We start from the raw sequence: 26601 nt of genomic DNA on the forward strand, positions 1-26601 counted from the left end.
AACTTAACCAGCGATACCGGTATTGCAAGGCTGAAGGTTTCCGAGGTCGCTGTGGAGTTTATAGATCAAGGGCTAGTGGTTCAAGAATTGGCGTTATTGAGAGGTGACGGAGGCTTCTTGATGACCGTATGCCCTTAAACACAATTAACTATATACTTCAGCCCGAATTTTCAGATAGTCCCTAACTCAGGGAAATCTCAGGGGTGCGTATTAGCTAGCTGAAAACCACCCCAATATATGTCTTATTTTTGAGCGTTTTTAACTCTCTACAGTAAAAGGTGACGGCAGTATGCTGGACGATAAACCTGTAGCTGTCAGATAGACTTCATTCCAAATAATTATGGAATGCTGATGCATCATTATTTAAAAGGACAAATATGAACTTCGTATTAACGGATTCCCCCACACAAGAAGATATCGACGTTATTCATAATGGCTTGATTGCCTATAATCTGAACTATATGGATATACGGGAGATGAAGGATCTGGCGGTTTTTTATTCTGATGATCAGGGCGTCAGGTTGGCGGGGGTGGTTGGGGAGACGCTTGGGAATTGGCTTAAGGTTAAATATTTATGGGTGTCCGAGGCGTTACGCGGTAAAGGGATTGGTGGGGAGTTGTTGGCTCGCGCTGAGGCGGAGGCGATTAAGCGTGGATGTCGTTATGCCGTTTTGGATACATTCAGCTTTCAGGCGTTACCTTTTTATGAGAAGAAAGGATACATGCTGCAATTTACATTGGAGTCTTATCCCAAGCACAATCAGGCCAAGCATTTCCTTACTAAAGAATTGATTCAACCGGACAATGAGAACGCTTAACGATTTATATCGGGACACGATGGCTTTATTGCAGAAGGCCAATGTGAATTACCGCGAAGAAACTCATGAACCTGTGTTCACCTATGAGAAGGCGGAAGAGGTGGCCAGGCGTTTGGGTTTCACTGGCGCGGAAAGCAAAAGTCTGTTCATGAAATTGAAAGACGGGCGCTTTTGCATGTTGGTGACGCTGCAGCATCAGCGCCTGGATTGGAAGCAGTTAAAGAATGCGCTAGGCGGTAAAGCGTCTTTCTGTAGCGATGAAGAGTTAAAAGAAAGGACCGGGTGTGAGCCGATGTGCGCCTGTCCTTTTGGGCATCCGGCTGATATTACGCTGGTGATTGACGAGTGCGTATTCGCCAGCGAGAAGCTGGTGTTCTCTCCAGGTCCGCCTGAGAAGACGGTTGAGATCAGCGTTGAGGATGTACGCAAGGTGCTGGACTGTTGCGATAATCCGGTGGTGTATCTGGCTGAGCGGGAGATGGAGTAGACGGAGCCATTCGGCCCCGTCTGAGACAGGTTTGTGGTGTCGGGTGATTAAACCGCTTGTCCCATTGTCTCTGTCCGGTATTTCACCAAATCTTCGATGGTGAGCACTGGCATGGCGTGTTTCTCTGCGAAAGCGACGATTTCCGGCAGGCGCGCCATCGTGCCGTCGGGATTGGTCAGCTCGCAGAGGACGCCAGTGGGCTTCAAGCCCGCCAGACGCATCAGGTCAACCGTGCCCTCGGTATGTCCACGGCGGGAGAGTACGCCGCCAGGTTGTGCGCGCAACGGGAAAACGTGACCCGGGCGGGCCAAGTCTTCCGGCTTGGCGTTGTCGGCGATGGCGGTGCGGATAGTGGTGACCCGGTCCGCGGCGGAGACGCCGGTGCTGACGCCTTCGCGGGCCTCGATGGTGACTGTGAATGCGGTGCCGTTCTTACTGGAGTTCTCCGACACCATCATCGGCAATTGTAGACGGCGGATGACGTCGTCAGTGAGGCACAGACAAACAATGCCGCTGCACTCGCGGATCAACAGCGCCATTTGCTGCTCAGTGAGCGTTTCTGCGGCGTAAATCAGATCGCCTTCGTTTTCGCGGTCTTCATCGTCCACCAGCAGGACGCCCTGACCATTGCGAATCGCTTCCAGGGCTTTTTCCACCCGGGTAATAGCGTCGCCGAACGGCGTTAATAAAGAAGTTTGTGGCTGATTCATGGGATCTCCATTTGAGTTACCAGAATCAGGGCTGTGGGAATACGACCGATTTTCACCGGTCAACAGGCGTACAACGGCAGCAGGCCGTGGCGAAATCCGCGGCCCCGCTGCGACATTGGCCTTATTCTCTCCCATCCGGACTGTCACCGTCGGCTCCGGCCTCTCACCGGATCTGCTGACCCTGCTGTACTGCAGCAGGCGCTCGCGGGCTCGTCCACGGGGGACATACCGCCGGTAGGGAATTTCACCCTGCCCTGAGAATAAGTTGATTGATTGTGCTCTTTAATAAAAGCGGGGGCAGGATACCCCAGCGAGGATGGGTTCACAATGTTCAATCTTAGAGGCGGGCGGCCTGAACGACTGGGTCGCCCGCACCGGTAGCGTTTGTGGACAGACTTGACTCAAGCCGAGGCGGTTAGACCAGTTGGAATTTGACCGCGAGTCCTCCCATCAGCGTCAGAATCAACCCGGTCGTGCCAAGTCGTATCAACGTATGCCAGGCGGTCTGCTTGGCGTGTCGCAGCGCTTGCAGCAGCGCTCTTAGTTCTCGGATATCCGAGAAAGCGTCTTCTCCCGTCAGACCAAGATCAAGCAGCGCCCGTCGGGCTCCTTTCTCCGCCGCGCAATCCAGCAGCGCGTCCAGTTCGTCACGGGCGAGGCTCACCATGAGTTGGGTTTTTGAGGTGTCCATGTTCTCCTCCTGAGGTGTATTGGCGTATCGATGACTTGCATTGATGATCGAAATTCCTTCTTCGTTTGCGCTCTTCGCGCGCCCTTCTTGGAGAGGGCTACCTTGCAGCTTATCCACCAAAACGACTAAAAAATGCAGGGACGAATTGCGGAGGTTAAATTCATCAATGTGCGGCAAAATGTCGCATAGGGCGCGGACGGCTTCGCTAGTGGTATCATGCCCACAACTCCGGGGTTTGATCGATATGAATACAACACAATATTTGGCTTGGCTGGCTGCGCCATTGCAGCGGGACAGCCTGCGTTATCTGGCTTATTACCTGATCATGCAGTCCATTTCTCTGCTGGCCTTGCTGGCGTTGTTCTCGGGCCATTGGCGGTTGGAGCTGCCGTCGCGTCTGCCCTGGGCGGTGATGCCGGCGCAGTTGGCGATTACGGCGTTGACCTGTCTGGCTTCCGTCCGGATAAGGGAATTGACCACCGGGCGCTATTTGGCGGTACTGCTGGCTTCCACTTTGTTGTTGGGCTGGTTTCTCCATGACACCGGCGGACATACGAATCCATTCATTTCATTACTGCTAATGCCGGTGGCCATGGGCGCTGCGCTGCTTGGGTGGCAGTCCAGCCTGATTCTGGCGGCAGTCTGCGTGAGTATCTACTTTGCGCTGACGCAGGATTTCGTCGCGCTTACCAGTAGCCGCCCGGACGGCTTACAGAACTTTATGCGTTTGCATTTGGCGGGGATGTGGCTGACGTTTTTGTTGTCCGTCGCCCTGCTGCTGATCGTGGTGGCGCCGCTTACTCTGGCCATACGGAAGCAGCGTGAACAGATCGCTGCGCAACGGGAGCAGATGTTGCGCGATGAGCGTTTGGTGGCCACTGCGATCTTCGCCGCCGGCGCTGCCCATAAACTCGGCGCGCCGCTGGGAACCCTGGCGTTGTTGGTGGATGATTTGCGTCAGGACATCGTCGATGATCAGGCGCAGGAAGACCTTCGCGCCATGGCGACTCAGATTGATTTGTGCAAGCAGACGCTGTCTTCCATGATGCGGCAAGCGGAGGATATCCGTACGGGCGTGGTGCGCAGCGAAACCCTGCAGGGGTTCGTGCAGCGTTTACGGGAGGAGTTCTCCCTGCTGCATCCAGCGGGCTCCTTGCGACTGGCGAAGATTGAGAATCCCGACGCGGAAGTGCGCTCGGAAGAAATGCTGGATATGGCGATACTGAATCTGCTCGATAACGCCGCTAAAGCCAGTGCGGAAGATCCTGTGCTGGACGCGCGTTTGAGTGATGGCGAACTGCTGTTGCGCATTCATGACAAAGGACCGGGACTGCCGGCGCTGGTAAGGCAGAATCTGGGCAAATCTTTTGTTTCCATGCGGGAAGGCGGCAATGGATTGGGGCTGTTTTTGTCTCATTCCACTATTGAACGCCTGGGCGGCAGCTTGAGTTTGATCGACGCCGCTGATGGAACTATTACGGAAATCCTGTTGCCAATGCCGCAGGGCGCGCGCTGCGACGGGGAGAATGCGACTCTTTCACAAGGAAATCCAAACGGTGACTACGCCGCTACTACTCATCGATGATAATCAAGTCTACCTGCAAACTCTCGCCCGATCTTTAAGTCGTCGCGGGGAGTCAGTCCTTACCGCAAGCTGTGGGGAGGAAGCGTTAAGTCATCTGGAGGAAGCCAGCCCGGCTCGTGCGGTGCTGGACCTCAACCTGGCGGGCGACAGCGGGCTGCAATTGTTGAGCGAAATGCTGCAGCGGCGTCCGCAGTTACAGGTGGTCATGCTGACGGGGTACTCCAGCATTGCGACGGCGGTGGAAGCCATTAAACGGGGCGCGTTGAATTATTTGTGCAAGCCTGTCACTGCTACGGAACTGCTGGCCGCTTTCGGAGAGCCTCGTGAAGAAGCGCCTGTCGAGTCTGAAATGGATACGGATGCGACGCTGTCTGTGAGGCGTTTGGAATGGGAGCATATTCAAAGGGTGTTGCAGGAGAATGAGGGCAATATCTCTGCGACGGCGAGAGCGCTGAACATGCATCGCCGTACTTTGCAGCGGAAACTACAAAAAAAACCCGCCCGGCGTTGATGGCCGGGCGATAAAGTTTCCGCAGAGTTTCGGGACGCTGAATGCCCGCCGTGAAGCCGGACAAACGACGACCCTGGGAAGGAATGCGTTCGGAACTGCGCAAAGGGGAGTTTGCGCCGAACGCTCTGTACCTTGCTGTGAGAGGAAGTTTAGAAGGAGTCGGTCACTGTCGGGAAGACGGCAAATTGTCGCACCCAGAATGGCTTAGATCGGCAGGCTGAAAATGATCGAACGGAGTGGTTTGGCGAACGCCGTCAAACCACTCCGTAGACAAAGAGTTTAAGCGTAGTAGGACGCAGCGATGCGCGCCGCCAGGGCTGCGTTATTGAACACCAGCTGGATGTTGGCTTTCAGGCTGTCGCCACCGGTAATTTCCGCCACTTTCGCCAGCAGGAAGGGGGTGGAGTCTTTACCGCTGACGCCCTTGTCGTCCATCTCCGCCAGTGCTGCGCTGATGGCGGCGTCGATTTTGCCGCGATCCATGGCGTAGGCTTCCGGAATTGGATTGGCGATCACGACGCCGCCCTGCAGTCCCATTTCCCATTTGGCCTGCAGCGCCTGGGCGATCTGCTCTGGCGTATCCAATTGATAATCCACATCGAAATCGCTGTCGCGGGTATAGAACGCAGGCAGGGTGGAGGTCTGATAGCCCACCAGCGGCACGCCATGAGTCTCCAGGTACTCACGAGTCAGGCCCAGGTCCAGGATAGACTTGGCTCCGGCGCAGATGACCGCCACGTTGGTGTGGGCCAGTTCCTGCAAGTCCGCAGAAATATCGAAAGTTTCCTGAGCGCCGCGATGCACGCCGCCAATGCCGCCGGTGGCGAAGACTTTGACGCCGGCCATGGCGGCCAGAATCATGGTGGAGGCGACCGTGGTGGCGCCGTCGCCGCCCCGGGCGATGATGAAGGGGATATCGCGACGGCTGGCTTTGGTGACGTTCAAGCCGGCTTTGCCCAGGTATTCGATTTCCTCTTTGCTCAAACCGACTTTCAGGCGGCCTTTGATGATGGCGATAGTGGCGGGAACGGCGCCGTTGTCGCGCACGATCTGCTCCACCTGCAACGCGGTTTCCGCATTCTGCGGCCAGGGCATGCCGTGGGAGATGATGGTCGATTCCAGCGCCACTACAGGTTCGCCTGCGGCCAGAGCTGTTTGTACTTCGGGGGAGATGTCCAGATAAGCATTCATGAATAGGTTTCCTCTAACAAACGGTTTACTGCCGCCAGGGACATGTTCGGGTTGATAGTGGCCTGATGCGACATAGCCACTGCCGACGCGGCGGTGGCGAAGTTAACGGATCTTGGCGTGGACCATTGCGCCAGCCAGCCATAGGCGAGCCCGGCGAGAAATGCATCGCCGGCGCCATTGGCGTTGACCGGTTGAATGGGCGGCGGCGGATACAGTTGATGGCGGCCGGCTTCGCTGACATACACCCCTTGGGCGCCAAGGCTGATGCAGATGCGCTTAATGCCTTTCCGATGAAACCAGGACGCCAGTTGCGGTAACTGTCCTTCGTCCTTTGCGTCTACGCCGGAGAGGCGTTTCGCTTCCGCCAGATTGGGTTTGAAGGTGTGGATCGCGTCAAGCAACCCGCGCAGTTTTTCCGATTTGGGGCCGGACACAGGGTCCGCGAAAATCGGCAGGTCGGGGAACTGGCTGAGCAGATATTCCAGTACGTTGGCGGGCAGGTTGGCGTCCACGATCAACAGGCTGGCGCGGCGAATCATGTCCGCATGACTGCGCAGATATTCCACACTGAGACGCTCAAGGATCTGCATGTCGTTGATGGCGACGGACATGTCTCCACTCTCGTCGAGCACGGACAGATAGGTGGAAGTGACGGCGTCGTCCAGTTGCAGACAATGACGCATGTCTATGCCGCACTGCAGCCCTTGCTCCAGCAGTGTCTGTCCGTAAACATCCTTGCCCAGGGGCGCTATCAGGCGCACGTCGACGCCGAGACGGGCCAGGTTTTCTGCAATGTTGCGCGCCACTCCGCCGGGAGAACAGCTCACGCGGCCGGGGTTGGAGTCCCTGGCGAGCAGCTTGTCGCAGGGTTGTCCGAGAATGTCCATGTTGGCGCCGCCGATCACCACCACATAGGGGCTATCCGCCAGGATATAGCCTTTGCCGCGAATGGCGCCTTTGTTGGACAGGTTCATAATGTGGCCCGCCACCGCGGAGCGGCTGACGCCAAGACGGTCGGCCAGGGCCTGTTGGGAGATAAGCGGGTCCTGGCGGATCAAATCCAGGATTTCCTGTTCGCGTTCAGTTATCACAAACAAATGTCCGTATGGCTAACATTTGTTTGTCAGTTTACCGGTATTTCACCAACAGGCAAGGAGAAATCGCTTCAAGCGGCGCGTCGGCGGGTGAGTAAGTAGATGAAATATCCGCCGCCCAGAAGTGAAGCGATAGCGCCGGCGGGCATTTGCGCCGGATACAATAGGGTGCGTCCGAGCCAGTCGGACAGCACCATTAACAGCGCCCCCAATATTATGGCGAGCAATAACTGCTGAGCTGCTTTGCGGGCGCCAAGCATAGCCGCCATGTGTGGCGCCAGCAGGCCGACGAAGGCCACCGGCCCCATCACTGCGGTCACCAGCGCACAGGCCAGCGAAGCCAGGAACAACAGCGCCAGACGGGCGCGTTTGACGTTCAGTCCCCGGGCCAGAGCGATATGGTCGCCAGCGGAAATTAACGTGAGCCACCGTGAGCAGGCCGTACACAATACGACGAGAATCATGACGCCGGCCAGCAACAACAGGGCTTTTGTGGCGGTGGTCTGATAAGTGGAGCCCGCCAGCCAGCCGAGAATGGAATAGGCGCTGTCGCTGCCTTTGGCGAGGGCGAAGCGCACCAGGGCGTCAATCAACGCCGCCAGAGAGATGCCGGTCAGCACCATGACGCCGGGGGCGTAATGATGACGACGTCCCAATAGCAACAGAATCAGAAGCACGCCCAGACTGCCTGCAAAAGCGATCAGCGGACCGGCCTGGTAAATGGAGCCGCCGAACAGTAATACGGAAAGCACCAACATCAGCGAGGCGCCGGCTGACATGCCAAGTATGTCGGGACTTGCTAGAGGATTTCGAATCAGGCGCTGCAGGATGACGCCGGCCAGCGCCATACCGCCGCCGGCCGCCGCGGCGGTGACGATGCGCGGCCATCGCAGGGAGAAAACCAGATCGGAGGGCCAGCCAAAGCGCCAGGTAACGGCGTTGGCCCCTTCCGGCGACCATAACAACGCGATTACAGCCATGATGGGCAACGCCAGCGCCAACAGGATCAAAGCGGCTTTGGATAATCGTGTGACGCCGGCGGGCAGTTGCAGGGAACTGTGGTCGGCGGCGCTCAGTTTGCGGGGGGTGAACCAGATTAAGCCCGGCGCGCCGATCAGCGCCGCCGCTGCGCCGCTGGGAACCAGATCGGTTGTCCATTGGCTGGCCAGCACGGGGATAGCGTCCGTTCCCAGTAATAGCAATCCGCCCAATAACAGGCTATACGCCAACTCATCGCCGGCGCGACGGGCGCCCAGAGCGCGGGCGAGATTGGGCGTCAGCAAGCCAATGAAACTGATAACGCCCACTGCTGTGATGGAGCACGCCACCAGCCAAAGCGCGGCGGGCAACAACAACGCCAGGGTGGCGATAACGCCCATGCCGCGGCCTCGAGCCCCTGCCTCTCCCAGGCGCAGCAAGGTTAGGGGACGGTGGGCGAACAGCAGAATCAGCAGGGCGATGCTCAGTTTAGGGGCCAACCAGATAACCCAGTTCCAGTCGGTCTGCGTCAGGTCGCCCGCGCCCCAGATAAACAGGTCTCTGGCGTACTGGTCATTGAGCAGTACGATTGCGGAAGCCGCGGCGCCAAGCAGGATATTGACGGCCATACCCGCCAGCACGACCGGTAATCCGGCGAGACCTCCACGGCCGGCGATCAATAGCACCAGCGTGACGGAGAGACTGGCCCCCGCCATGGCGATCCAGGCGCCGTAATCCGCCATCAGAGCGGGCGCCCAAACGCTGGCGCAGACGAGCGCCAGCCAAGAGCCTGACGCTGCGCCCAGGGTCATGGGGGACAGCAGGCGATTTTGCGTGGTTTGCTGCAGCAAACTGCCAACCAACCCCATGGCTCCGCCAACCAGCAACGCCAACACCGCGCGGGGCAGGGTGGCGTAGAAGAACTGGAAGTCCTCGAACTCAACGGCTTCGCCGCCGCTGATTAACGTCCATTGCACGCTGAGCGACGGCGGCGCGTTAAGTTGCAGGTAGGCGAACAACAGAACCGGCGTCAGAGCCAGGGTGATCAGATAGCGGCGCATACGACTTCAACCTGTAGCGATTATTATTAATGGTCTATCGGGCTTGATCACGGCGTTAGAGTTAATAATGCGTCAGTGATGGATTCCGCCAGATACTGTACGGATAGCGGGCCGCCATAAGTCCAGGTGGAGCGGGCGGCGGCGAAACGTTCGCCACGCACGAACGGCATGGCGCGCCACAAAGGGGCGGAGAACAGGTCGTCCGCCTGTTCGAACGGCTCGATGTAAATCACCACGCCATCTTTGATGCGGCCCAGGTCCGTCACTTTTTTCTGGGTGATGCCCCATTGGGTGGCGGGTTGCGGCAGGGCGGGCTGCAGGCCCAGTTTGGTCATGGCGGCCTGCGCCATGGAGTTGTCGCCGAAGATGCGCAGGACGGAAGGCGTAGTGAAGCGCACGGCGGCCACTTTGGGCAAGGCGCCGTGGTAGTGTTCGGTCAGTTGCGTCCGCAGTTCGCCAAAGCGGGCCTCCATGGCCTCCAGCTTTTGTTGCGCGGTCGTCTCTTTGTGGAACAGGCGGGCCAGTTGCAGGAAGATCTGCTTGGAGACTTCGAAGTTGTCGTGATCCGCCCGGAAAGAATCAAAAAACAGCACCGGCGCCACTTGCTCCAGCTTTTCCAGCATGCCTTCCTGCATGCTGGAAATAAGAATGACGTCAGGCTTTAGCGCTGCGATGCGTTCGATGTTGGGCTCGGCGCGCGTGCCTACGTCGGTGATGGAGTCCGCCAACTGCGGCCGCACCACCCACTCCCGATAGCCTTTGATATCGGCGACCCCCGTCGGCGTTACGCCCAGTTCCACCAGATTCTCCGCCATGGACCAGTTAAGCGCGATGACCCGTTGCGGCGTTTGCGCGAACTCATGTTCGCCGCGGCTGTCGGTAACCGTAATCGCCTGCGCGGAGGCGCTGGCTATAAACGTCAGGATGGACGTTGCGGCGATAAGAGGGCGTCTATCTTTGAGGGCGGCGCCAGTAGTGAACATCAAAGTGAAGAATGCAGTCATGAATTTAACCCATTGCGAAGCGTTAACAGGAATGCTGAAAGTCAGTAGCCAGCGTCATGCGACCACCGCGATTTTGCCGCTCTGCCGAGGGTGATCGACCAACGCTATGTCAATGCCATACAGCTCAGCTAACAGGGTGGGGGACAGCAGCTCTTGCGGCGCACCGTCGAACGCCAGACGGCCTTGTTTCAGTGCGACGATGCGATCGGCGAAACGGGCGGCAAGATTGACGTCATGCAGAATGACGATCACGCCGCGTCCATGTTCCAGATTCAGACGGCGTAACAGCGCCATCACTTCGTACTGATGGGACAGATCCAGCGCGGAAGTCGGCTCGTCCAGCATCAGCAGCGGGGCCTGTTGAGCCAGCAGCATGGCGATCCAGGCGCGTTGACGTTCGCCGCCGGATAATTGGTCCGTCAGGTGGTCTGCGTAGCGGGTCACATCGGTCTGCGCCATCGCCGCGTCGATGATGTCTCCATCTTCTTGGCGCCAGCGTCCGAAGGTTCCGCGCCAGGGGAAGCGGCCCAGGCGTATCAGTTCGCGCACATTGAGGCCGGCGACCTCGGGCAGGTTTTGCGGCAGAAAGGCGATGTTTCTGGCCAGATCCCGTTGGGAGTAGTCGTTCAAAGGCCGATTTTGCAGCGTGATGGCGCCGGCGTCCGCCTGGATTTGTCGCGCCAGCAGATTGATCAGCGTCGATTTCCCTGAGCCGTTGTGGCCAAGAATCACGGTGAAACGGCGTGGGTCCAGGGTCAGACGGGGCAGCGACAGAATTTCTCTCCCTTCCCGGCGCACGCGGATATCTTCCACTTCAAGCATAGGCATTCCACTCTTCCGTCAGTCGTTTTATGCGTACTTCCGGCTTTTGTTTGGGGCATGACGCGCACAGTTCGCCGTCCTGGCGCAGGTAGTGCAGACAGCAGGCTTTACGATCCAGGGTCAATTGCAACCTCCCATTGCTTAGCGGGACAGGCGTCAGACTGCTGTATCCGCAAAGGTTCATGGCCCTCAGCCAGGCCTGCGCCCATTGCTGAATGTCTTCATTGCTGGGAGCGGGAGTGAGCAGACTGAGCCGGGCGAGCGCGGATAGCAGACTGTCCGCGACCAGACGCATGGCGATCAGCGGTTTAACCTTGGCGATGCGGTTGAGCTGCGCCAGCAAGGCTTCGCACAGTTGCGCCAGCTCTGCGCCGCTGCGCTCGATTAGCAGGGGAACGGGAGCGGGACGCAATGCGACGGGAGGGATGCGGAATCCCGCCACTATGCCTTGTGCGTACTTTTGTCCAAGCGTCGACAAGGGCGCTGCGACCCCGACGCCATGCACCGCCGCTACAGCGATAAAGGTCGGTTGCCATATCAGCATGGTCCAACTGCGCACCGCCCAATAAGGGCGGCCCGCCTCAGGGCACGCGGCGCGCCAGTATTCGTGTAATTGCGTCAGGATATCGTGATTGTCGGTCTGCGCGCCTATCAGTCCGGCGTTATCTGCGCTGATTTCTCCCGCCAGCGCAGGGTGCGCCAGTGCTGCGGCCTGTAACAGCGCATCCAGCGGGGCCGTGGCGTCAGACTGATAAATTGGCGACTGCGTTGGCATGCTCACAGGGTTATAGGGATGTCCGAGTTGGTGGCTGCGGAAGACGGTTTATCCGGCTGCGCCGATGCCTGTCAAAGTTAGGTTGCCGGAGGTCTTCTGCGTTGCATTGGCCTGAGCGTTCAGGTTGACGCAAATCTAAAATCAAATGATAATGATTTGCGTTTAGATTATCAAATAATGCATTGCCGCATTGGCCCGGACGCCACCTAGATTTCCATTCACATGTAACCTGAGAGGAACCCGCAGTATGGCGACGCACCGCTATCCCGGTAAACTTGCGCCCAGATTTTTCCCAAACTCGTCCCATTTATTCAGCGCCTCGAATCGCTCTCAACCTGCCCCGCCGTACGCCGGCAATAGACTGGCTTTGCGGGTGGCGGCGTTGTCATTGGGCGTTCTGGCGTCAGGGAGCGTTGCGGCGGAAGACGTGCAGCAGCTGCAGCCGGTGACGGTAAACGCTAAGGCGAGCGTGTCCGCTCCCAGCGAGGGAAGCGGGTCATACCGGACCAAGTCGAGCAATACCGCATCGCGAATGAACATGTCTCTGCGGGAGACGCCGCAGTCCGTATCGGTAATCACGCGCACGCAACTGCAGGACTTCGCGCTGACGGATATTAACGACGTACTTGAGTACAGTCCTGGCGTCACCGTAGAGCGGGTGGAAACCGACCGCACCTATTTCACGGCGCGGGGATTCGATATCACCAACTTTCAACTCGACGGCATTGGCGTTCCTTTCGTGTACGGCAACCTGTATGGCGACATCGATACCGCTATTTATGATCGCGTTGAAGTGTTGCGGGGCGCCAATGGATTGATGACCGGCACGGGGACGCCTTCCGCAACGGTTAACTTTGTCCGCAAGCGGCCTGCGGTGGATACTCAGGCCTCCGTGGGCCTGACATACGGCTCATGGGACAACCGGCGTGTCGATGCGGATGTTTCCGGCGCTTTGCTGGATTCCGAAAGAGTGCGCGGCAGACTGGTGGCGTCCTATCAGGACAAAGAGTCCTATTTGGACCGCTACGAGCAGGAAAAGTCGATTTTCTACGGCGTGATAGAAGCGGACTTAAGTGACAGCACCATGCTGACGTTAGGCCACAGCCGCCAGGACACCCTCTCCAATAGTCCAATGTGGGGAGCGTTGCCGCTGTATCGGACAGACGGTTCGGCGACGGATTACGACGCCTCCGTCAGCACCGCTACGGATTGGGCGTATTGGGACGGACAGATCGATAGCTCGTTTGTCGAACTCGCCCATGAGTTCGCCAACGGCTGGCTGGTCAAAGGCGTGGTGACGCGCCAGCAAGTCAAAGCCGACACCAAGCTGTTTTATGTCTACGGCACGCCCAATCCGGATACGCCGGGATCGGATCTTTACGCCTATCCAAGTTTGTACGGCTTCGATAACGAGCAGTGGATCGCCGATATCTATGCGACAGGGCCGTTCACACTGGGAGGGCGCGAGCACGAAGCGGTGCTCGGGGTGAACTGGTCAAAATCCGAAGTGTGGGATGAATCCAGATATGGCGCAGGTATTGGAACAGAGGTTGACGATATCGAAGATTGGGACGGCGACTATCCTGATCCGGAATACAACGCCGGCGTCGCTGGCAGTGAATTCACCGATAAGCGTAAAAGCCTGTACGCCGCCACCCGGCTCAAGCCCATGGATCGTCTGACTCTGATTACAGGCTTGCGTGTGACAGACCTGGATAGCAACGGAGTAAGCTATGGCGACAGCAAGCAGGAGTCCCAAAGTGGAGAAGTGGTTCCCTATGTTGGCGTCGTGGCGGACGTTCATGAGAATCATTCGGTGTATGTCAGCTACACCAAAATCTTTGATCCCCAGTTCAAGGACGACATCGACCACAACCGCCTCGATCCAGTGAAGGGCGATAACATCGAAGCCGGGTTGAAGAGCGAACTGTTCAACGAGCGCCTCAACGCCACCCTCGCTTTCTTCAAAACCGAACAGGACAACGTCGCGGAAGTGGCGGGAACTTACCCCGGAACCAGCACGAATTACTATGAAGGCGTGGATGGCGTCACCAGTAAAGGATATGAACTGGAAATCGCCGGAGAAGTATCTCCCGGCTGGGAGGTGGCGGGCGGCTTCACCTATGTGTCTATTGAAGACAAAGAGGGCGAGGACGCCAAGACCTACGTGCCCCGGCGCATGCTGCGCTTGTCCTCCAGCTATCGCGTTCCCAGTCTGGAGCAGCTGAAAGTGGGCGCCAGTTTGAGCTGGCAGGACGATATCTATAGAGAGCAAGGCGTCGCGACGACCGGTCCGAATGCGGGCGAGTCTATCCGCACCACTCAGGAGGATTACATGCTGGTCAACCTGATGGCGAAGTATGATTTTACGGATAACTGGAGCGCTACCTTGAATCTGGACAACATCACAGACGAAAAATACCTGAACAGTCTGTACTGGGCGCAGAGCTACTATGGCGCGCCGCGCAGCGCCAAGCTGACGGTTAACTGGACCTACTGATCTCAGCAGGCCCTGTCGTTGCAGACAAATAGATAGAAGGAAGCTATTTGTCTGCCTGATTAATAGCCGCCCCGGAGGGCGTCAGTCTGTTCCGTGAGGAGCATCCGGAGGTTCCCGGGTATGCGGGAGTGATCGACAGTCGCCTGGATAACCACGCCTATATCCGACCCGGTGTTGGCGACGCAGGGGATCGGATAGTCAGCGCCAGGTGAATGTAAGTGCGCTTGCATGCACCATCACGAGTTATGCGTTGCTCAGCGTTGGCGCACGAGGAGCCGGACGCGACGCCTCCAGGTTTTTAACGCGTTGTCCTATCGGCGGAGGGACTTCCTTGTCCACCAGAATATCCAGCAGCACCGGGCCCGGCCGCAGGAACAGTGACTCGATATCCAGACGCACCAGTTCCTCGAAGTCCCTGATGCGATAGGACTCCACTCCCATGGACTGGGCGAGTATTGCGAAGTTGGTCTGCGGCAGTTCATTACCGAAACTCTTCATGCCGCGCATGCGTTGCCCGTGCATAACGGTGCCCAGCACGCCGTTGTTCAGCACCAGAATCACCACGTTGAGGTTGTGTTGCTTGGCGACGGTGATCTCCTGCGCCGTCATCAGATAGCTGCCGTCGCCGGTGATGCAAAGCACCGGAATATGCGGGTTGGCGAACTTGCCGCCGATGGCGGCGCCGATCGCCCAGCCCATGGCGGCGAAGCCCATGGATATCGGCATTTTATTCACATCGATCACAGATGCTGAGCGAGGGTGCCAATAGTGGGTGGCCCAGAAAAAGGCGTTGCCGGCGTCCGCATAGAGATGCACTCCTTTCGGGGCGCACTGGCTTAGACGCCAAAACAGACGACGTGGATTAATAGGAATCGTGTCTGTATTACAGTCTTCAATGTGCAGCACACTGATATTTTGGGGTAGGATATTGTCGTTGCGCAGGGCGGGGAGCGCATCTTCACTTAGCCCCGGCGCCGGGGCGGCCTGGTTCTCCTGATTAAGATAGTCGAACACGATGCGCGGGCTGCCCATCAGGTTCATCTGCGCCATATGGGATTTGGCGAGGTGCTCCGGGTTGTTGTTGATATGCACCAGACGCCGCGACAGGATCGTACTGCCGTCCCAGCCGCAGGTGGCGTGTTCGTCGAGATTGGCGCACACCACCATAATGATGTCCGCTTCTTCCGCGGTCAGGGTTTTGCGGGCGGATTCATGTCCCGCCGTGCCGAATACGCCTCGATACAGGGGATGGTCTGCTGACATCAGGCCGCGTCCCATTGGCGTGGTGACGATGGGCCAGGCGCGCCGCTCCGCATAACAGAGAATTTCCCGCATGGCGCCGGCGCATCCGTTGCCAATGACGATGACGCCGCGCTGGTAGCCTCGCAAGATAGTGTTCAGGCGTTGTAGTACGACTTTGTCTGGGGTGATTTCCTGTCCCAGAAACGTATGCAGGGAGATTGGGTTGCGGCTGGATGGGACCGGCGTTTCGAAAATATCCAAAGGGATACTGATGTGCACGGGGCCGGGAGTGGGGCCGGTGGCGTGACTCAACGCCGCCAGCAGGTTGTGCTCCAGCTGTTCCGGGTGGGAGACCAGCGTATTGTAGCGGGTGCATCCCTTGAACATGAGAATGGTGTCGACGCCGGACGCGCTGCTTTCCTGCATGGCGCCGCGGCCGAAGGTGCTGATGGTGCTTTGTCCCGTAATGACCAACATAGGAACGCTATCCACGAAAGCGTTGCTCACGGGCGTCAATAAATTGGTGCAACCTGGGCCGGAAGTGGCGCTGCAGACGCCGATGACGCCGCTTTCCCTGGCGAAGCCGTCGGCCATGAATCCCGCTCCGGCTTCGGAGCGCGTCAAGATCCAACGGACGTGAGTGTTGTCCTCATGGCGGGCGAGAGCGCTGCCCAGTGGGTCGATATTGCCGCCGGAGACACCGAATACATACGGCACTTTTAACAGACTGAGATATTTAACAATTAACTCTGCGCAACTGATCGCATTCGCTTGACCAGTTTGGGTAAGGAGCGGTTTGGATTCCATGGGCGTTGTCCTGTGTTGAAGAGAGTTTAACAACAGGCGTGAAACCCCACCTGGGCGCTGCTGCCGGAAAACAGGAGGCGGCGCCTGAGGCGCGGTGTCTTTCAGGGGAGGGGACTAATCACGGACATCAAGTCACTTTTTTATCCCTAACAGCATAGCAAAAGCAGGCGAAAATCCAGGGGCGGGTAAGAATAATTTCGGCTTATTCGGGACTTTTTTGTATCTCTTTGCTGACCCAGGCGATCCAGACCAACGCCAGAGTGGCCAGATTGACGGTCACCGGGTTGAAGGCGTCCGTCAATAAACCCGGGGAAAACCAGGCTACATCCAGCAATAGACCGACAAGCGCGACCCCGGCGGCCAAGAGCGGGAGGTTGCTGCGCAACGGCAGGGCGATAAGCAGTCCTAAGAGAATTTCCGCCACGCCGCCCGCCATAGCGATCTGCGGCGCATACTGGCCCAGCCCCTGGGCTTCGATCATGGCCAGCTCAGTCGGGCTGAGCCATAAAATCTTGGGGACCAGGCCGTGATAAAGAAAAACGCCGGCCACGCTAAGACGCGCAACCCTGTGAATACGGTGCAATACATCCCTCATGAAGATGTTCCTGTGGTCATGCTTTCCCTTGTCGCGGGTTTGTTTTTGGGCGGCGCATGGCCACTCAGAAAGCGGCTGTTATGGTCTGGCGTGGGCAGCAGGCAGTGGTCATATTTGCCGAACAGACGGTAACGATTCTGAGCGATGAGGTCATAGCCCCAGTCCCGCAAAAAGCGCGGCAGAGTGCGAAAGACTTTCAGGTAACGCCATGGCATGGGAAACTGCGCAATGATGCGCAGGAAGGCGTCGGATTTTTCATAGGCGCGGCCGCCTTCCACGTAAAGCATGGTGTCGAAACGGTCCAGTGGCATATTGAACCAGGCGAGGATCGCCTGACCTTCTGGTGATTGCACGGAGGCCAGTTTGAAGCGCCTGTGCGTGTCGTGTTTGATCAGAAACGACGACCAGGCGTTGCAGAGCTTGCAGACGCCATCGAACAGCACGACCTGATCGTCGCTTTGCATGTGGGGAGGGATATTGGCGTGAGGCGTAGAAGACTGAGTCATCGCCGCCTACTCCGTTGTAATGGGAGCGTTCAGCGGACGCAGCCGATAATGCAGCATCGCATCGAAAGGGTAGCCTTTTTGCGAAGGAACCCAGGCAGGATTCTGCTCAACATCCGGGCCGCTGATGAGCAGCTTTTCAATACTGGCGGCGGCGATTTCCACGCCATGGGCGCGTAAGGCGTCATTCCAAACGGAAGCCAGCGGTTCGCCGGAGAGATAGGCGCTCACGTAGGCGTAAGTGTTGGGCTCATCGCCAGCATGGCTATTGGGGCTGGCCTGAGCGGCGTTCCAGTTTTTATCTTGCGTCGCTTGCGCGACGAGGGCGGCGCCAATCCAGTCATAGTCGATCAGTCTGCCGATAGAGAGGTATTCGAGTTGCGCATCCTCAGGCAGCGCCTTTAGCGCGGAGTTCAGTAGTGCGAGAGTCTCCTCTTGTCTGGCGCCGCAATAAAAAGTGTCTCCGTGAGCCAGCCGGAACCCCAGCGCTTGCGCCTTGGCGTTGTATTCAATGGTTCCCTGACATTGTCCCATTTTACCCGTCGCCAGGGTCTCCGCATGGACCGGCAAGGAAGAAAGAGCGGGGGAGAGCGCTAAGGTAGTCAGCGCCAACGAACGCAAAGTCGAGAGGGGGCGATGCATGAGTGCTTTGGGGGTAGCGGTCTCCATAAAACTCCTTGGAGTAGCCAAAAGGGAATATGTTCTCAGTATGCCCCACAACGGTGAGACGGCAAAGTCCGGCATTAAATCCCTTTAAGGTGCTATCGCGGCGCTTTATTTTGTGAGTGGCCGGTTGCAGAATCGAACATAACGGATGGAGACAGGAGCGCTGTCATGGAACAGATCAGAAAACTCATCGCCTTACTGCTGACGTTGGCTTGTATCGCCGCCTCTTCCGCCTGGGCCGAGGAAAACCGGGCGCAAGAGGCGCCGGCGGCAGTGAAAACACCTGCCCAAGGCAAAGAAAAGAATACGCCCCCAAGGGGAATATACAGCAGCCATGTGGTCGGCAAGGAGGCGGAGTCATTGCGTCCGGCTTTTGTGAAAGGCGGGCTGGTGAGAGTGTTCTGGTCGGATATTGAGCCCAAACCGGGACATTATGACTTCACTGTTATTGAAGCCCAGCTACAAGGCGTTCGTCGCTATGGCAAGTTATGGTCGCTTGCTGTGCTGGCGGGTCCCCGGGCGCCGGATTGGCTGTTCGATGACGGCGCCGGCTCCATGGATATACGCTTTCGTGGGGACAAAGTCCGCATCGTTCCTTACTGGGATTTGGTTCTGCAAGCCAGACTCAAACTGCTGGCGGAAGCCTTGGGGAAGAAATACGGCGACGATGAAACGCTGCAGCTGGTGTATGTGCCGCAAGCCACGTCCAATGGCATTGAAGGCCACTTCAACGGCAATCGCTATGAAGATCTGCAGCGCCAGGGCTTCACGCCCGACAAATGGGTGCGCGCGGCGGGAGAAGCCATAGATTCGTTTTATCGTGCGTTCCCGCAAAAATACCTCGCTTTCGAAGTGCATGAAATCGGCACGGTGGAAACGCCGGAACGCATCATGCGTCTGATCGAAAAGAACTATCGCGACCGGGTCGGCATTGCTGTCTGGTGGCTGTCAGGACGGGAAAACTATCAGCACGCCCTCCTGCAGGAAGTCCGCGATTTTCGCGGCTACAAATACGCTCAGGCCATTGGCCGCTCCGACCAGGGCCGCCGCTTCGGCGCCGGCGGCTACGGCGGCATATTCGAACAAGCCAAAAAACTCGGTATCCGCTATATCGAAGTCTGGAACTACGAAATCACCCGCAACCGCAACCCGGAAGTCACCCAATCCATTGAGGGGTTTAGCCGCAGTGAGGCGGTGCAGGGGGAACCTGGAGCCTGAGCCGAGGTCTGTCGACTTGGAAAGACATTCCCCCGATCTGTGCAATACTTGTTTGTAGAAGCGTTTTTCAGGGTTGCATGTAGACAATATCGCACGGGGTGAGTGGAATGATTGAGTTTCTATGCGGCGACATCACCGAGTTGGAGGTGGACGCCATTGTTTGTCCCGCCCATAAATACCTCAGTAAAGGCCGGGGGTTGTCCGCGCAGATTTTTGAACAGGCGGGAGAAGAGGCATTGGAGGCGGCCTGCTCTCAAGCGGGAGGGTGTAAGGTTGGCGGCGCCTGCCTGACGCCGGGCTTCAAACTTCCCGCCAAACATATCATTCATACGGTGACGCCGCAGTGGACGGGCGGCGATCAGTGGGGCGGTTCTGACCTGCACTTGCTGGCCAACTGTTATGACAGCGTCGTCCGGCTGGCGCTGGAGCAGGGCGTTAAAACCATCGCTTTCCCAGCACTTGGCGCAGGAACCAATAAAACGCCGCAATCCATGGCCGCCCATGAAGGGCTGGAAGTATTAGTGAAATACGCAGACAGCTTTGAGCGTCTGATCATCTGCCTGCACTGGGAAGCCGGACTGGATACCTGGCGGCGCACCTACGAGGATTTTTTCGCGAGAAGAGTGGAGCAGTCCCGCAAAACCGGCTGAAGGCTGGTTATGTCCGCATGAGTCGTTAGAATAGGTCGCTCATCGGCGCGGCGTTAAGGGCGTCGTCGTTTTATTCGACTTGGCGGATGGGAAAACTGTACTGTGAAACCTCTTAACATACTGGCCATCTCCGGCAGCCTCAGGAAGATCTCCTACAACACGGCGGCGATAGAAGCCTTAAGTCGGCTGGCCCCAGAGGATGTAACAGTGAAAGTCTATAAAGGGCTGGGTGACCTGCCGCTCTTTAATCCCGACCTGGAAAGTGAATTACCTGTCGCCGTAAGGGAGTTGAAGTCCGCGCTGGCGCAATCGCAAGGTTTGATTATCGCCAGTCCGGAATACGCTCATGGCGTCAGCGGCGTCATGAAGAACGCCCTTGATTGGCTGGTGAGCGGAGAAGAGTTCGTATACTTGCCTGTCATGCTCATCAACACCTCGCCCCGGGCCAGTCACGCCCAGGCCGCTCTGCGCGAAGTGGTGACCACCATGTCCGGCCGCATCATAGAAAACGCCTGCGTTTCCGTGCCTCTGCTCAGCTCCAATCTTGATGTGGAGGGGGTTATGCAATCCCCTGACATCGCCGGCCTCCTGCAGCTGAGGCTGCAGCAGTTCGTCGCTGGAATTGAAGCGCTGGGCGGAGCCGACGATTGAACCTCAGTTTGATGACGCGAGATCTGGAATATCGATCACAAAGTCAGTGACGCCGATATCCTGTCCGGCCTGAGACAGTAATGTGCTCGCCTGTCCCCGGTGATGCGTCTGGTGGTTAAAAAAGTGCGCCAGCAGCTCGCCGAAGTTACGTATGCTTTTTGCGCCCGCCATGCTGCTGTAGTGGAGATTGAGAGCGTAGTCTTCTTCCGCTACTTCGTCGGTAAGCCAGCGAATGATCAGCGAATCCAGTTGACGTCGTTTCTCCGATAGCGCATTGAAATCCGCATATAAAATCTCACTCAGCGCTTTGGGCCTGGAGAATTGCGACAGTTCCAGCAGGGACTGGTAACGGTCTGAAAGTGAGGCGTATCGGCCCAGCCAGACCAGGTCCGCCACCATAATATGATTCAGAGTGCCCAGTATGGAGCCGAAAAACGCGCCAGAATCTCTAGTGAGGATGTTCTCGTCCAGTTTTGCGGCCGCCGCATAAACCTGATTGTTCATGCGTTGGTTGTATCCGGCCATCAGTTGATAGTGCTGTTTGAATCCCATGGAACGCTGCTCCTGTTTTTATCGTCGTTTTTCCGTAGTCTAAGCGGAACAGGAGCATAGGCAAGTGTCTTGAGCTAGGCTTTGTCTCTTTGCTGGGATAAGAGATTGGTCGGTAAAGTAGAGAGGGCGCTGGCCTGTGAGCTATGGAGGGCTACTTGCTCCGTTGCGTCTCATCTATCAGTACGGTCTCTTGTTCTCCGGCATTGAGTGCGCGGAAGGGCGTTGTCAGTACGCCGCGGTATTGCAGTTCCCGCATGTAATCAATGGGAGATTTTTCTGTTTTGAAGGTCCCCCAGAAAACGAAGTCGAGTTCGTGCAGGCGCAAGCAGATGTCACTGAGGCGCTCGTTGTGGGTAAACACATAAGTAGTGGGGCTGAAGGCGTCGTAAGTGGGATAGGGAATAAAGTAAACGTTTGGCGTATCCCGACTGTGCTTTGAGGTCTTGTTGAGCTTGAGTCCCAACTGAGTCAGCTGCGTCTTATCAAAGTCCTGTGACACGGCTATTTCTATCTCATTGTCAAAAATCCATTTAACCAGATTCATGGCGTTGCTTAGATTCCTCGCCTTAGATGATTAGCCGTCCGCAACTGGCCTTCCGCTATAAAGCGCTGCGGGCGGCGTCCTGAATCTTTTTCACCATGGCGCGCAGGCCGTTGCCGCGAGTCGGGCTCAAGTGGCGCATCAGGTCCAGCTCCGTAAATAGCGAGTCCATATCAAAGTTTACGATTTCCTGCGGGGACTTGCCGTTGAAGGCGCACATTACGACAGCGGCGAGGCCTTGTACGATCATGGCGTCGCTGGCGACCAGGACATACATCGTATTGGTTGCAGCATCCAAATGGTGAATAAACCAGACCTGACTCTGGCAGCCGTGCACAAAGTTTTCATCCACTTTGTGTTCTTCTGGCATCGCGGGGACCTGTTTGCCCAGGTCAATGACGTAGCCATAGCGCTCTTCCCAGTCATCCAGAAACTCAAAACTGTCTTTGATGTCGGCGATGGTGGTGTCTTTGCCCAGTGGGTTGGCGGTGAATATGTCGGCTTGGTCTACAGCGGTCATGGTTATCGGTTCTGTCTGCTTAATTCATCGTCTGCAGGCGGTGCTCATGGCGCCTGCGGTTAGCTTATAGCATGCCTAGTTCGAGTTTGGCTTCCTCGCTGAGCATATCGTTGCTCCAGGGAGGATCGAAGACCAAATCCACTTGCGCTTCGTCCACATTGGGCACCAGCGTGAGCTTATGCTTTACGTCATCGGCGATGACAGGGCCCATACCGCAGCCGGGCGCCGTCAGGGTCATTTCCACATTAACGCAGTTTTTGCCATCCTGCTTATTGACTGCGACGTTGTACACCAGGCCCAGATCAACAATGTTTACGGGAATTTCCGGGTCATAAACGGCGCGTAATGCTTCCCAGACATGACGTTCATTGACTTCGCCTTCCGTGACGTCATCGAAATTGAAGTCAGTGACGTTTTTGCCCAGCGCGTCGGCGTCCCGGCCCTCAACTCGGGCCAGGTTGCCATTGACGACAACGGTGAATGTGCCGCCCAACGCTTGGGTGATAGTGACGAAAGTATCCGCCGGGATGGTGATTTCCGTGCCCGCGGGAACAAGGCGCGCGACGCAGTCCCGTTTGGTGAGTACAACCTCTCTTTCCATATCGATCAGGCGTCCTCTTTTATGGAAAAGCTTTCCCCACAGCCGCAGGATGAGTCTACGTTGGGATTGTTGAACTTGAAGGCGTAATTCAGGCCTTCTTTGACGAAGTCGATCTCCGCCCCATTGATGTAAGGCAGGCTCTTGGCGTCCACATACACAGGGATGTCGTCAGCGAGCACGAACTTGCGATCGTCGTCGGAAGGGGTTTTAACCAGATCCACGATATATTTAAAGCCGGAGCAGCCGCTGGCTTTGAGGCCCAGGCGGAAGCCCTGGGCGTCGGGATGCTGCCGCAGCTGCTTGCGGATGTGCTCAGCCGCAGCGTCGGTGATACGCAATCCCACTTCAGGCGTAAAGGTTTGCGCGGACATAGTGGTCTATCTCCTAAATAAACAGTCTGGTTATCTTCTGTAGGGCGGCGAACAGTTTTTCAACCTCTTCGCGAGTGTTATAGAACGCGAAAGAGGCTCGGGTGGTGCCGGGAACGCCCAGGCACTCCATTAATGGTTGCGCGCAATGGTGCCCGGTGCGAACCGCGATGCCTTGCTGGTCCAGCAAGGTGCCCAGGTCGCTGGGATGCAGGCCGTCCACCAAAAAGGAAAAAACGGAAACTTTGTCTTTCGCCGTACCCACCGGACGCAAGCCGGGGACGGACGGCGCCAGCTCCGCCGCAAGTTGCAGCAGGCTGTCTTCATGGGCTTTCAGTTGCGCTTTGTCGAATTGACTCAGATAGTCCAGCGCCGCTGCGAAACCGATGGCTTCTGCAATGGCTGGCGTGCCGGCTTCAAACTTAAATGGAGGCACGTTGAACGTAGTGCCGGAAAAGGACACGCGCTCAATCATTTCGCCGCCGCTCTGATATGGGGGCATGGCTTCCAGCAACGCTTTGCGGCCGTATAACGCGCCGATGCCGGTAGGGCCAAACGCCTTGTGGGCGGAGATCGCATAGAAATCGCAATCCAGGTCCTGCACGTCTATTTCCAGATGCGGCGCGCCTTGGGCGCCGTCTATCAACGTCACCGCGCCGACGCTCTTAGCCAAACGAATCATTTCCTTGACGGGATTCACCGTGCCCATTGCATTGGACGCATGGTTCACCGCCACGATGCGGGTTTTTTCGTTCAGCAGCGCCTGATAGGCGGCCATGTCCAGTTCGGCGTCAGGCGTAATCGGAATGACTCTTATCTGCGCGCCGGTCTGTTGCGCCACAATCTGCCAGGGCACGATGTTGGCGTGATGCTCAAGCTGGCTGACAATAATCTCGTCGCCGGGCTGCAGAGTGCTGCGGGCGTAGGATTGCGCCACCAGGTTGATGGCCTCAGTGACGCCGCGCACCCAAATAATCTCTTCACGAGACGGCGCGTTGACGAAGGCGCGCACTTTGTCTCGGGCGGCTTCAAACTCACCTGTGGCGCGGTCGCTCAGGCTGTGAGCGCCGCGATGCACGTTGGCGTTAAACTCCCGATAATACGTGTTCATGGCCTCGATAACCGCCAGCGGCTTTTGCGCGGTAGCGGCGTTATCCATGTATACCAGAGGTTTGCCGTTCACCTGCTGCTGCAGGATAGGGAAGTCCTCGCGGACGGACATAACATCAAAGGGACGTTTAATCGCCTGGGTCATGCTGTAGCCTCCTGCGCTCCTTCATTATAGAAACGCTCCGCCAGTTCGAGTACGTAGGCGTGAGCCGTTTCGATCTCCATTTCCGCCATGACGGATTCCACGAAAGCGCGGCTCAGCATGCGGTGCGCGTCAGACCGGGTGATGCCGCGGGACCGAAAGTAGAACAACGCCATGTCGTCCAACTGGCCCACGGTGGCGCCGTGCGCGCATTTGACGTCGTCGGCGTAAATTTCCAGTTCGGGCTTGGTGTTCACCTCCGCGGTATTGGTCAACAACAGGTTATTGTTGTTCATGGCGGCGGAAGATTGCTGAGCGTCGCGATGGATATGTACGCGCCCGTTGAATACCGCTTTGCCTTTACCGTTGATGATGCCTTTGTAGGTTTCTTCGCTGACGCAATGCGGCGCCACGTGCTCGATGGTCGTGTGGAAGTCCACATGCTCGCGGCCGCCCGCCAGATAAACGCCATTCAACTTGCAGGACGCCAGTTGTCCCAACAATTTCACGTTGATGTCGCGACGTTTCAGTGCGCCGCCAGTGGCGAAAGCATGTTGTTCATACTGGCTGCCGCCTTGCTGTTCGACGAACACGCAACCGGTATGAATTTGATTGGCGCCTTCGCAGTTCAGGGCATAGTGCGTCATCGTACTGTTGGCGGCGAGAAACACTTCCGTCACAGTATTTTGGAAAACTTTGCGCTCTTTGGTGTCGACATAAGTTTCCAACAGCTCCAGTTTGGAGCCGGCCTCCACTACCACGATCACGCGGTTGTAGCTGGATGCCGGGTCGCCGGAAACGTCGGCGGTGTGTACGATTTGCAGAGGCTTGAGCGCTTTGCTGTCTTTCTTGACGCGGATAAGCGCGCCGTCTTGCAAAGTGCCTGCATTCAGCGCGGCAAAGGGGTGCCTGGCGGCGTCGAAGGTCTTGCCCAGGTATTCCTTGATCAGCGCCTGACCGGCTGCGTCCGCTGACGAGAAGGGGATCGCTTCCAGAGCGGAGTCGTCGATATCAGATGCGGTCAACTGACCATTGTGGAATGTCAGAGTATAGAAGTCGCCAGTAATGCCTTGCGGGGCGTCAGCAGATTCCGTTGTCCGTAAACGCAGAATGTCGCCCTGAACGATAGGCGCGATAGGCGTATAGCGCCAGGCTTCGGTTTTACGGGTCGGTAGCTCCAGTCCGGCGAAAAGGCTGCGGCCTTCGCTGCGAACGTCGTCAAGCCAGCGTAGACCTGCGCCCAGTTGTTCGCCCCAGCTTTGTGAGGCTTCCAGACATTGGCGGTGAAAATCTGCGTAGGGGTTGCTTTGAGTCGCCATGAATACCTCGCCTACGCTACTTTGTCGTCGTCCAGATTCAACCAGCCGTACCCTTTCTCTTCCAGTTCCAGAGCCAGTTCACGCCCGCCGGATTTGACGATGCGGCCGTTGGCCAGAACGTGTACGTAATCCGGTACGATGTAGTTCAGCAGACGCTGATAGTGAGTCACCAGAACCACTGCGCGGTCAGGGCTGCGCAGCGCGTTGACGCCGTTGGCGACAACTTGCAAAGCGTCGATATCCAGACCGGAATCAGTTTCATCCAGCAGCGCCAGCTTGGGCTCCAGCATCAGCATTTGCAGAATTTCGTTGCGTTTCTTCTCGCCGCCGGAGAAGCCTTCATTGACGCCGCGCTTCAGAAACTCGGGGTCCAGATTGACCATGCCGATTTTCTGACGAGCCAGTTTCAGGAAGGTGGCTGCATCCAGCTCTTCTTCGCCGCGATGTTTGCGAATGCTGTTCATCGCCGTGCGCAGAAATTGAATATTGCTGACGCCGGGGATTTCCACCGGATACTGAAACGCGAGGAAAATGCCTTCGCGCGCGCGGTCTTCCGGCTCCATTTCCAGCAGGTCTTGGCCGTAGTAGCTGATCTCGCCAGAAGTGACGTCATAACCTTCGCGCCCGGACAGAACGTGAGTCAGGGTGCTTTTGCCTGAGCCGTTGGGGCCCATGATGGCGTGGACTTCACCGGGTTTTACGTCCAGCGTCAGCCCTTTGAGAATCTCTTTTTCTTCTACCCGAGCGTAAAGGTCTTTAATACTTAGCATGTTTGATCCCATGTATCAGAAAGACAACTCTGCGACCGTCGCTTTAATTGGTCTATTGGGTCGCGGAATTTAACTCATCAAATATTCGCTGCCTGCTCTTGCGGTTGCCTCATTGCGCA

29 protein-coding genes and 1 riboswitch are annotated in these 26601 nt (G+C 57.1%); of the genes, 9 read left to right on the forward strand and 20 right to left on the reverse strand.

The features are described 5' to 3' along the window. Window positions 1–377 precede the first annotated feature (377 nt). The gene (locus HCH_RS06225; protein WP_011395322.1) at window positions 378–818 is read left to right on the forward strand and encodes a GNAT family N-acetyltransferase; all 441 of its coding nucleotides are present in this window, start codon (window positions 378–380) and stop codon (window positions 816–818) included. Next, entirely contained in the window at window positions 805–1305 is a 501-nt protein-coding gene (locus HCH_RS06230; RefSeq protein ID WP_041598463.1) for a YbaK/EbsC family protein, read from the forward strand. Before HCH_RS06225 ends, HCH_RS06230 begins: the two co-directional genes overlap by 14 nt. A gap of 47 nt (window positions 1306–1352) precedes the next feature. Here the strand turns inward: HCH_RS06230 and ribB are convergent, their stop codons facing one another. Further along, window positions 1353–2015 carry a 3,4-dihydroxy-2-butanone-4-phosphate synthase gene (gene ribB / locus HCH_RS06235; protein WP_041598464.1) on the reverse strand — a complete coding sequence of 221 codons (663 nt, stop codon included), beginning with the start codon at window positions 2013–2015 and terminating at the stop codon, window positions 1353–1355. Window positions 2016–2134: 119 nt separating this feature from the next. Next, window positions 2135–2281, reverse strand: a riboswitch (FMN riboswitch). Window positions 2282–2430: 149 nt separating this feature from the next. Further along, entirely contained in the window at window positions 2431–2706 is a 276-nt protein-coding gene (locus HCH_RS06240) for a DUF6127 family protein (RefSeq protein ID WP_011395325.1), read from the reverse strand. Window positions 2707–2950: 244 nt separating this feature from the next. Between HCH_RS06240 and HCH_RS06245 the strand changes: the two genes are divergently transcribed. Further along, window positions 2951–4291: a sensor histidine kinase gene (locus tag HCH_RS06245; RefSeq protein WP_041598465.1), complete on the forward strand. Its 1341-nt coding sequence runs from the start codon at window positions 2951–2953 to the stop codon at window positions 4289–4291. Beyond that, on the forward strand, window positions 4233–4802 hold the full coding sequence (locus tag HCH_RS06250; RefSeq protein ID WP_049780855.1) for a response regulator transcription factor: 570 nt from the start codon (window positions 4233–4235) through the stop codon (window positions 4800–4802). Before HCH_RS06245 ends, HCH_RS06250 begins: the two co-directional genes overlap by 59 nt. Window positions 4803–5081: 279 nt before the next feature. On the opposite strand, the gene HCH_RS06255 is transcribed toward HCH_RS06250, so the two are convergent. From HCH_RS06255 to HCH_RS06280, 6 genes are all read right to left on the reverse strand, one after another. Then, window positions 5082–5993, reverse strand: a complete 912-nt coding sequence (locus tag HCH_RS06255) for a pseudouridine-5'-phosphate glycosidase (protein WP_011395328.1) — start codon at window positions 5991–5993, stop codon at window positions 5082–5084. Next, a complete protein-coding gene (locus HCH_RS06260) occupies window positions 5990–7084 on the reverse strand; it encodes a PfkB family carbohydrate kinase (protein WP_011395329.1) in 1095 nt (364 codons plus the stop codon). Before HCH_RS06260 ends, HCH_RS06255 begins: the two co-directional genes overlap by 4 nt. Window positions 7085–7158: 74 nt before the next feature. Next, the gene (gene fhuB, locus HCH_RS06265) at window positions 7159–9126 is read right to left on the reverse strand and encodes a Fe(3+)-hydroxamate ABC transporter permease FhuB (protein WP_011395330.1); all 1968 of its coding nucleotides are present in this window, start codon (window positions 9124–9126) and stop codon (window positions 7159–7161) included. Window positions 9127–9173: 47 nt separating this feature from the next. Next, the gene (locus HCH_RS06270; protein WP_011395331.1) at window positions 9174–10130 is read right to left on the reverse strand and encodes an ABC transporter substrate-binding protein; all 957 of its coding nucleotides are present in this window, start codon (window positions 10128–10130) and stop codon (window positions 9174–9176) included. 54 nt (window positions 10131–10184) lie between these two features. Continuing rightward, window positions 10185–10958: an ABC transporter ATP-binding protein gene (locus tag HCH_RS06275; RefSeq protein ID WP_011395332.1), complete on the reverse strand. Its 774-nt coding sequence runs from the start codon at window positions 10956–10958 to the stop codon at window positions 10185–10187. Beyond that, complete coding sequence (locus HCH_RS06280) at window positions 10945–11727, reverse strand: siderophore ferric iron reductase (protein WP_011395333.1); 783 nt, start codon at window positions 11725–11727, stop codon at window positions 10945–10947. Before HCH_RS06280 ends, HCH_RS06275 begins: the two co-directional genes overlap by 14 nt. Before the next feature lie 247 nt (window positions 11728–11974). Between HCH_RS06280 and HCH_RS06285 the strand changes: the two genes are divergently transcribed. Together HCH_RS06285 and HCH_RS33000 are read left to right on the forward strand one after the other, a co-directional pair. Continuing rightward, window positions 11975–14227: a TonB-dependent siderophore receptor gene (locus tag HCH_RS06285; RefSeq protein WP_011395334.1), complete on the forward strand. Its 2253-nt coding sequence runs from the start codon at window positions 11975–11977 to the stop codon at window positions 14225–14227. Window positions 14228–14289: 62 nt separating this feature from the next. Next, window positions 14290–14439 carry a uracil phosphoribosyltransferase gene (locus HCH_RS33000; protein WP_083769718.1) on the forward strand — a complete coding sequence of 50 codons (150 nt, stop codon included), beginning with the start codon at window positions 14290–14292 and terminating at the stop codon, window positions 14437–14439. Between the two features lie 31 nt (window positions 14440–14470). On the opposite strand, the gene HCH_RS06290 is transcribed toward HCH_RS33000, so the two are convergent. The 4 genes from HCH_RS06290 to HCH_RS06305 form a co-directional block, all read right to left on the reverse strand. Beyond that, window positions 14471–16276, reverse strand: coding sequence for a thiamine pyrophosphate-binding protein (locus HCH_RS06290; protein WP_011395335.1), 1806 nt, complete (start codon window positions 16274–16276; stop codon window positions 14471–14473). Between the two features lie 202 nt (window positions 16277–16478). After that, complete coding sequence (locus tag HCH_RS06295; protein WP_011395336.1) at window positions 16479–16871, reverse strand: DoxX-like family protein; 393 nt, start codon at window positions 16869–16871, stop codon at window positions 16479–16481. After that, the gene (locus HCH_RS06300; protein ID WP_011395337.1) at window positions 16868–17377 is read right to left on the reverse strand and encodes a thiol-disulfide oxidoreductase DCC family protein; all 510 of its coding nucleotides are present in this window, start codon (window positions 17375–17377) and stop codon (window positions 16868–16870) included. Before HCH_RS06300 ends, HCH_RS06295 begins: the two co-directional genes overlap by 4 nt. Window positions 17378–17383: 6 nt before the next feature. Beyond that, window positions 17384–18043: a hypothetical protein gene (locus tag HCH_RS06305; protein ID WP_041598466.1), complete on the reverse strand. Its 660-nt coding sequence runs from the start codon at window positions 18041–18043 to the stop codon at window positions 17384–17386. A 165-nt stretch (window positions 18044–18208) separates the two neighbouring features. Between HCH_RS06305 and HCH_RS06310 the strand changes: the two genes are divergently transcribed. The 3 genes from HCH_RS06310 (at window position 18209) to HCH_RS06320 (ending at window position 20559) form a co-directional block, all read left to right on the forward strand. After that, window positions 18209–19258 (forward strand): beta-galactosidase, encoded by a 1050-nt coding sequence (locus HCH_RS06310; RefSeq protein ID WP_011395339.1) that lies wholly within the window; start codon window positions 18209–18211, stop codon window positions 19256–19258. 107 nt (window positions 19259–19365) lie between these two features. Then, on the forward strand, window positions 19366–19908 hold the full coding sequence (locus HCH_RS06315; protein WP_011395340.1) for a macro domain-containing protein: 543 nt from the start codon (window positions 19366–19368) through the stop codon (window positions 19906–19908). Between the two features lie 102 nt (window positions 19909–20010). Continuing rightward, the gene (locus HCH_RS06320) at window positions 20011–20559 is read left to right on the forward strand and encodes an NADPH-dependent FMN reductase (protein ID WP_011395341.1); all 549 of its coding nucleotides are present in this window, start codon (window positions 20011–20013) and stop codon (window positions 20557–20559) included. A 3-nt stretch (window positions 20560–20562) separates the two neighbouring features. Here HCH_RS06320 and HCH_RS06325 read toward each other — a convergent pair whose 3' ends face one another. The 8 genes from HCH_RS06325 to sufC form a co-directional block, all read right to left on the reverse strand. Continuing rightward, window positions 20563–21111: a DinB family protein gene (locus HCH_RS06325; protein WP_011395342.1), complete on the reverse strand. Its 549-nt coding sequence runs from the start codon at window positions 21109–21111 to the stop codon at window positions 20563–20565. 151 nt (window positions 21112–21262) lie between these two features. Continuing rightward, a complete protein-coding gene (locus tag HCH_RS06330; RefSeq protein ID WP_011395343.1) occupies window positions 21263–21655 on the reverse strand; it encodes a hypothetical protein in 393 nt (130 codons plus the stop codon). A 55-nt stretch (window positions 21656–21710) separates the two neighbouring features. Continuing rightward, window positions 21711–22172: a SufE family protein gene (locus HCH_RS06335; RefSeq protein ID WP_011395344.1), complete on the reverse strand. Its 462-nt coding sequence runs from the start codon at window positions 22170–22172 to the stop codon at window positions 21711–21713. A gap of 64 nt (window positions 22173–22236) precedes the next feature. Next, a complete protein-coding gene (gene sufT / locus HCH_RS06340) occupies window positions 22237–22773 on the reverse strand; it encodes a putative Fe-S cluster assembly protein SufT (RefSeq protein WP_011395345.1) in 537 nt (178 codons plus the stop codon). A 5-nt stretch (window positions 22774–22778) separates the two neighbouring features. Then, entirely contained in the window at window positions 22779–23144 is a 366-nt protein-coding gene (locus HCH_RS06345) for a HesB/IscA family protein (RefSeq protein WP_011395346.1), read from the reverse strand. Between the two features lie 13 nt (window positions 23145–23157). Then, on the reverse strand, window positions 23158–24396 hold the full coding sequence (locus HCH_RS06350; protein ID WP_011395347.1) for an aminotransferase class V-fold PLP-dependent enzyme: 1239 nt from the start codon (window positions 24394–24396) through the stop codon (window positions 23158–23160). Beyond that, window positions 24393–25712 carry a Fe-S cluster assembly protein SufD gene (sufD, locus tag HCH_RS06355; RefSeq protein ID WP_011395348.1) on the reverse strand — a complete coding sequence of 440 codons (1320 nt, stop codon included), beginning with the start codon at window positions 25710–25712 and terminating at the stop codon, window positions 24393–24395. The genes HCH_RS06350 and sufD overlap by 4 nt, the downstream gene beginning before the upstream one ends. 11 nt (window positions 25713–25723) lie before the next feature. Next, the gene (sufC, locus tag HCH_RS06360; protein WP_011395349.1) at window positions 25724–26482 is read right to left on the reverse strand and encodes a Fe-S cluster assembly ATPase SufC; all 759 of its coding nucleotides are present in this window, start codon (window positions 26480–26482) and stop codon (window positions 25724–25726) included. Window positions 26483–26601 lie beyond the last annotated feature (119 nt).

The sequence above is a fragment of the Hahella chejuensis KCTC 2396 genome, from assembly GCF_000012985.1.
GTDB classification, from domain to species: domain Bacteria; phylum Pseudomonadota; class Gammaproteobacteria; order Pseudomonadales; family Oleiphilaceae; genus Hahella; species Hahella chejuensis.

Excerpts from the sequence above, each read along its gene's own strand:
- HCH_RS06225 (WP_011395322.1), top strand. The coding sequence starts at position 378 with ATGAACTTCGTATTAACGGATTCCCCCACACAAGAAGATATCGACGTT.
- HCH_RS06230 (WP_041598463.1), top strand. The coding sequence starts at position 805 with ATGAGAACGCTTAACGATTTATATCGGGACACGATGGCTTTATTGCAG.
- ribB (WP_041598464.1), bottom strand. The coding sequence starts at position 2,015 with ATGAATCAGCCACAAACTTCTTTATTAACGCCGTTCGGCGACGCTATT.
- HCH_RS06240 (WP_011395325.1), bottom strand. The coding sequence starts at position 2,706 with ATGGACACCTCAAAAACCCAACTCATGGTGAGCCTCGCCCGTGACGAA.
- HCH_RS06245 (WP_041598465.1), top strand. The coding sequence starts at position 2,951 with ATGAATACAACACAATATTTGGCTTGGCTGGCTGCGCCATTGCAGCGG.
- HCH_RS06250 (WP_049780855.1), top strand. The coding sequence starts at position 4,233 with ATGCGACTCTTTCACAAGGAAATCCAAACGGTGACTACGCCGCTACTA.
- HCH_RS06255 (WP_011395328.1), bottom strand. The coding sequence starts at position 5,993 with ATGAATGCTTATCTGGACATCTCCCCCGAAGTACAAACAGCTCTGGCC.
- fhuB (WP_011395330.1), bottom strand. The coding sequence starts at position 9,126 with ATGCGCCGCTATCTGATCACCCTGGCTCTGACGCCGGTTCTGTTGTTC.
- HCH_RS06270 (WP_011395331.1), bottom strand. The coding sequence starts at position 10,130 with ATGACTGCATTCTTCACTTTGATGTTCACTACTGGCGCCGCCCTCAAA.
- HCH_RS06275 (WP_011395332.1), bottom strand. The coding sequence starts at position 10,958 with ATGCCTATGCTTGAAGTGGAAGATATCCGCGTGCGCCGGGAAGGGAGA.
- HCH_RS06280 (WP_011395333.1), bottom strand. The coding sequence starts at position 11,727 with ATGCCAACGCAGTCGCCAATTTATCAGTCTGACGCCACGGCCCCGCTG.
- HCH_RS06285 (WP_011395334.1), top strand. The coding sequence starts at position 11,975 with ATGGCGACGCACCGCTATCCCGGTAAACTTGCGCCCAGATTTTTCCCA.
- HCH_RS06290 (WP_011395335.1), bottom strand. The coding sequence starts at position 16,276 with ATGGAATCCAAACCGCTCCTTACCCAAACTGGTCAAGCGAATGCGATC.
- HCH_RS06295 (WP_011395336.1), bottom strand. The coding sequence starts at position 16,871 with ATGAGGGATGTATTGCACCGTATTCACAGGGTTGCGCGTCTTAGCGTG.
- HCH_RS06300 (WP_011395337.1), bottom strand. The coding sequence starts at position 17,377 with ATGACTCAGTCTTCTACGCCTCACGCCAATATCCCTCCCCACATGCAA.
- HCH_RS06305 (WP_041598466.1), bottom strand. The coding sequence starts at position 18,043 with ATGGAGACCGCTACCCCCAAAGCACTCATGCATCGCCCCCTCTCGACT.
- HCH_RS06310 (WP_011395339.1), top strand. The coding sequence starts at position 18,209 with ATGGAACAGATCAGAAAACTCATCGCCTTACTGCTGACGTTGGCTTGT.
- HCH_RS06315 (WP_011395340.1), top strand. The coding sequence starts at position 19,366 with ATGATTGAGTTTCTATGCGGCGACATCACCGAGTTGGAGGTGGACGCC.
- HCH_RS06325 (WP_011395342.1), bottom strand. The coding sequence starts at position 21,111 with ATGGGATTCAAACAGCACTATCAACTGATGGCCGGATACAACCAACGC.
- HCH_RS06330 (WP_011395343.1), bottom strand. The coding sequence starts at position 21,655 with ATGAATCTGGTTAAATGGATTTTTGACAATGAGATAGAAATAGCCGTG.
- HCH_RS06335 (WP_011395344.1), bottom strand. The coding sequence starts at position 22,172 with ATGACCGCTGTAGACCAAGCCGACATATTCACCGCCAACCCACTGGGC.
- sufT (WP_011395345.1), bottom strand. The coding sequence starts at position 22,773 with ATGGAAAGAGAGGTTGTACTCACCAAACGGGACTGCGTCGCGCGCCTT.
- HCH_RS06345 (WP_011395346.1), bottom strand. The coding sequence starts at position 23,144 with ATGTCCGCGCAAACCTTTACGCCTGAAGTGGGATTGCGTATCACCGAC.
- HCH_RS06350 (WP_011395347.1), bottom strand. The coding sequence starts at position 24,396 with ATGACCCAGGCGATTAAACGTCCCTTTGATGTTATGTCCGTCCGCGAG.
- sufD (WP_011395348.1), bottom strand. The coding sequence starts at position 25,712 with ATGGCGACTCAAAGCAACCCCTACGCAGATTTTCACCGCCAATGTCTG.
- sufC (WP_011395349.1), bottom strand. The coding sequence starts at position 26,482 with ATGCTAAGTATTAAAGACCTTTACGCTCGGGTAGAAGAAAAAGAGATT.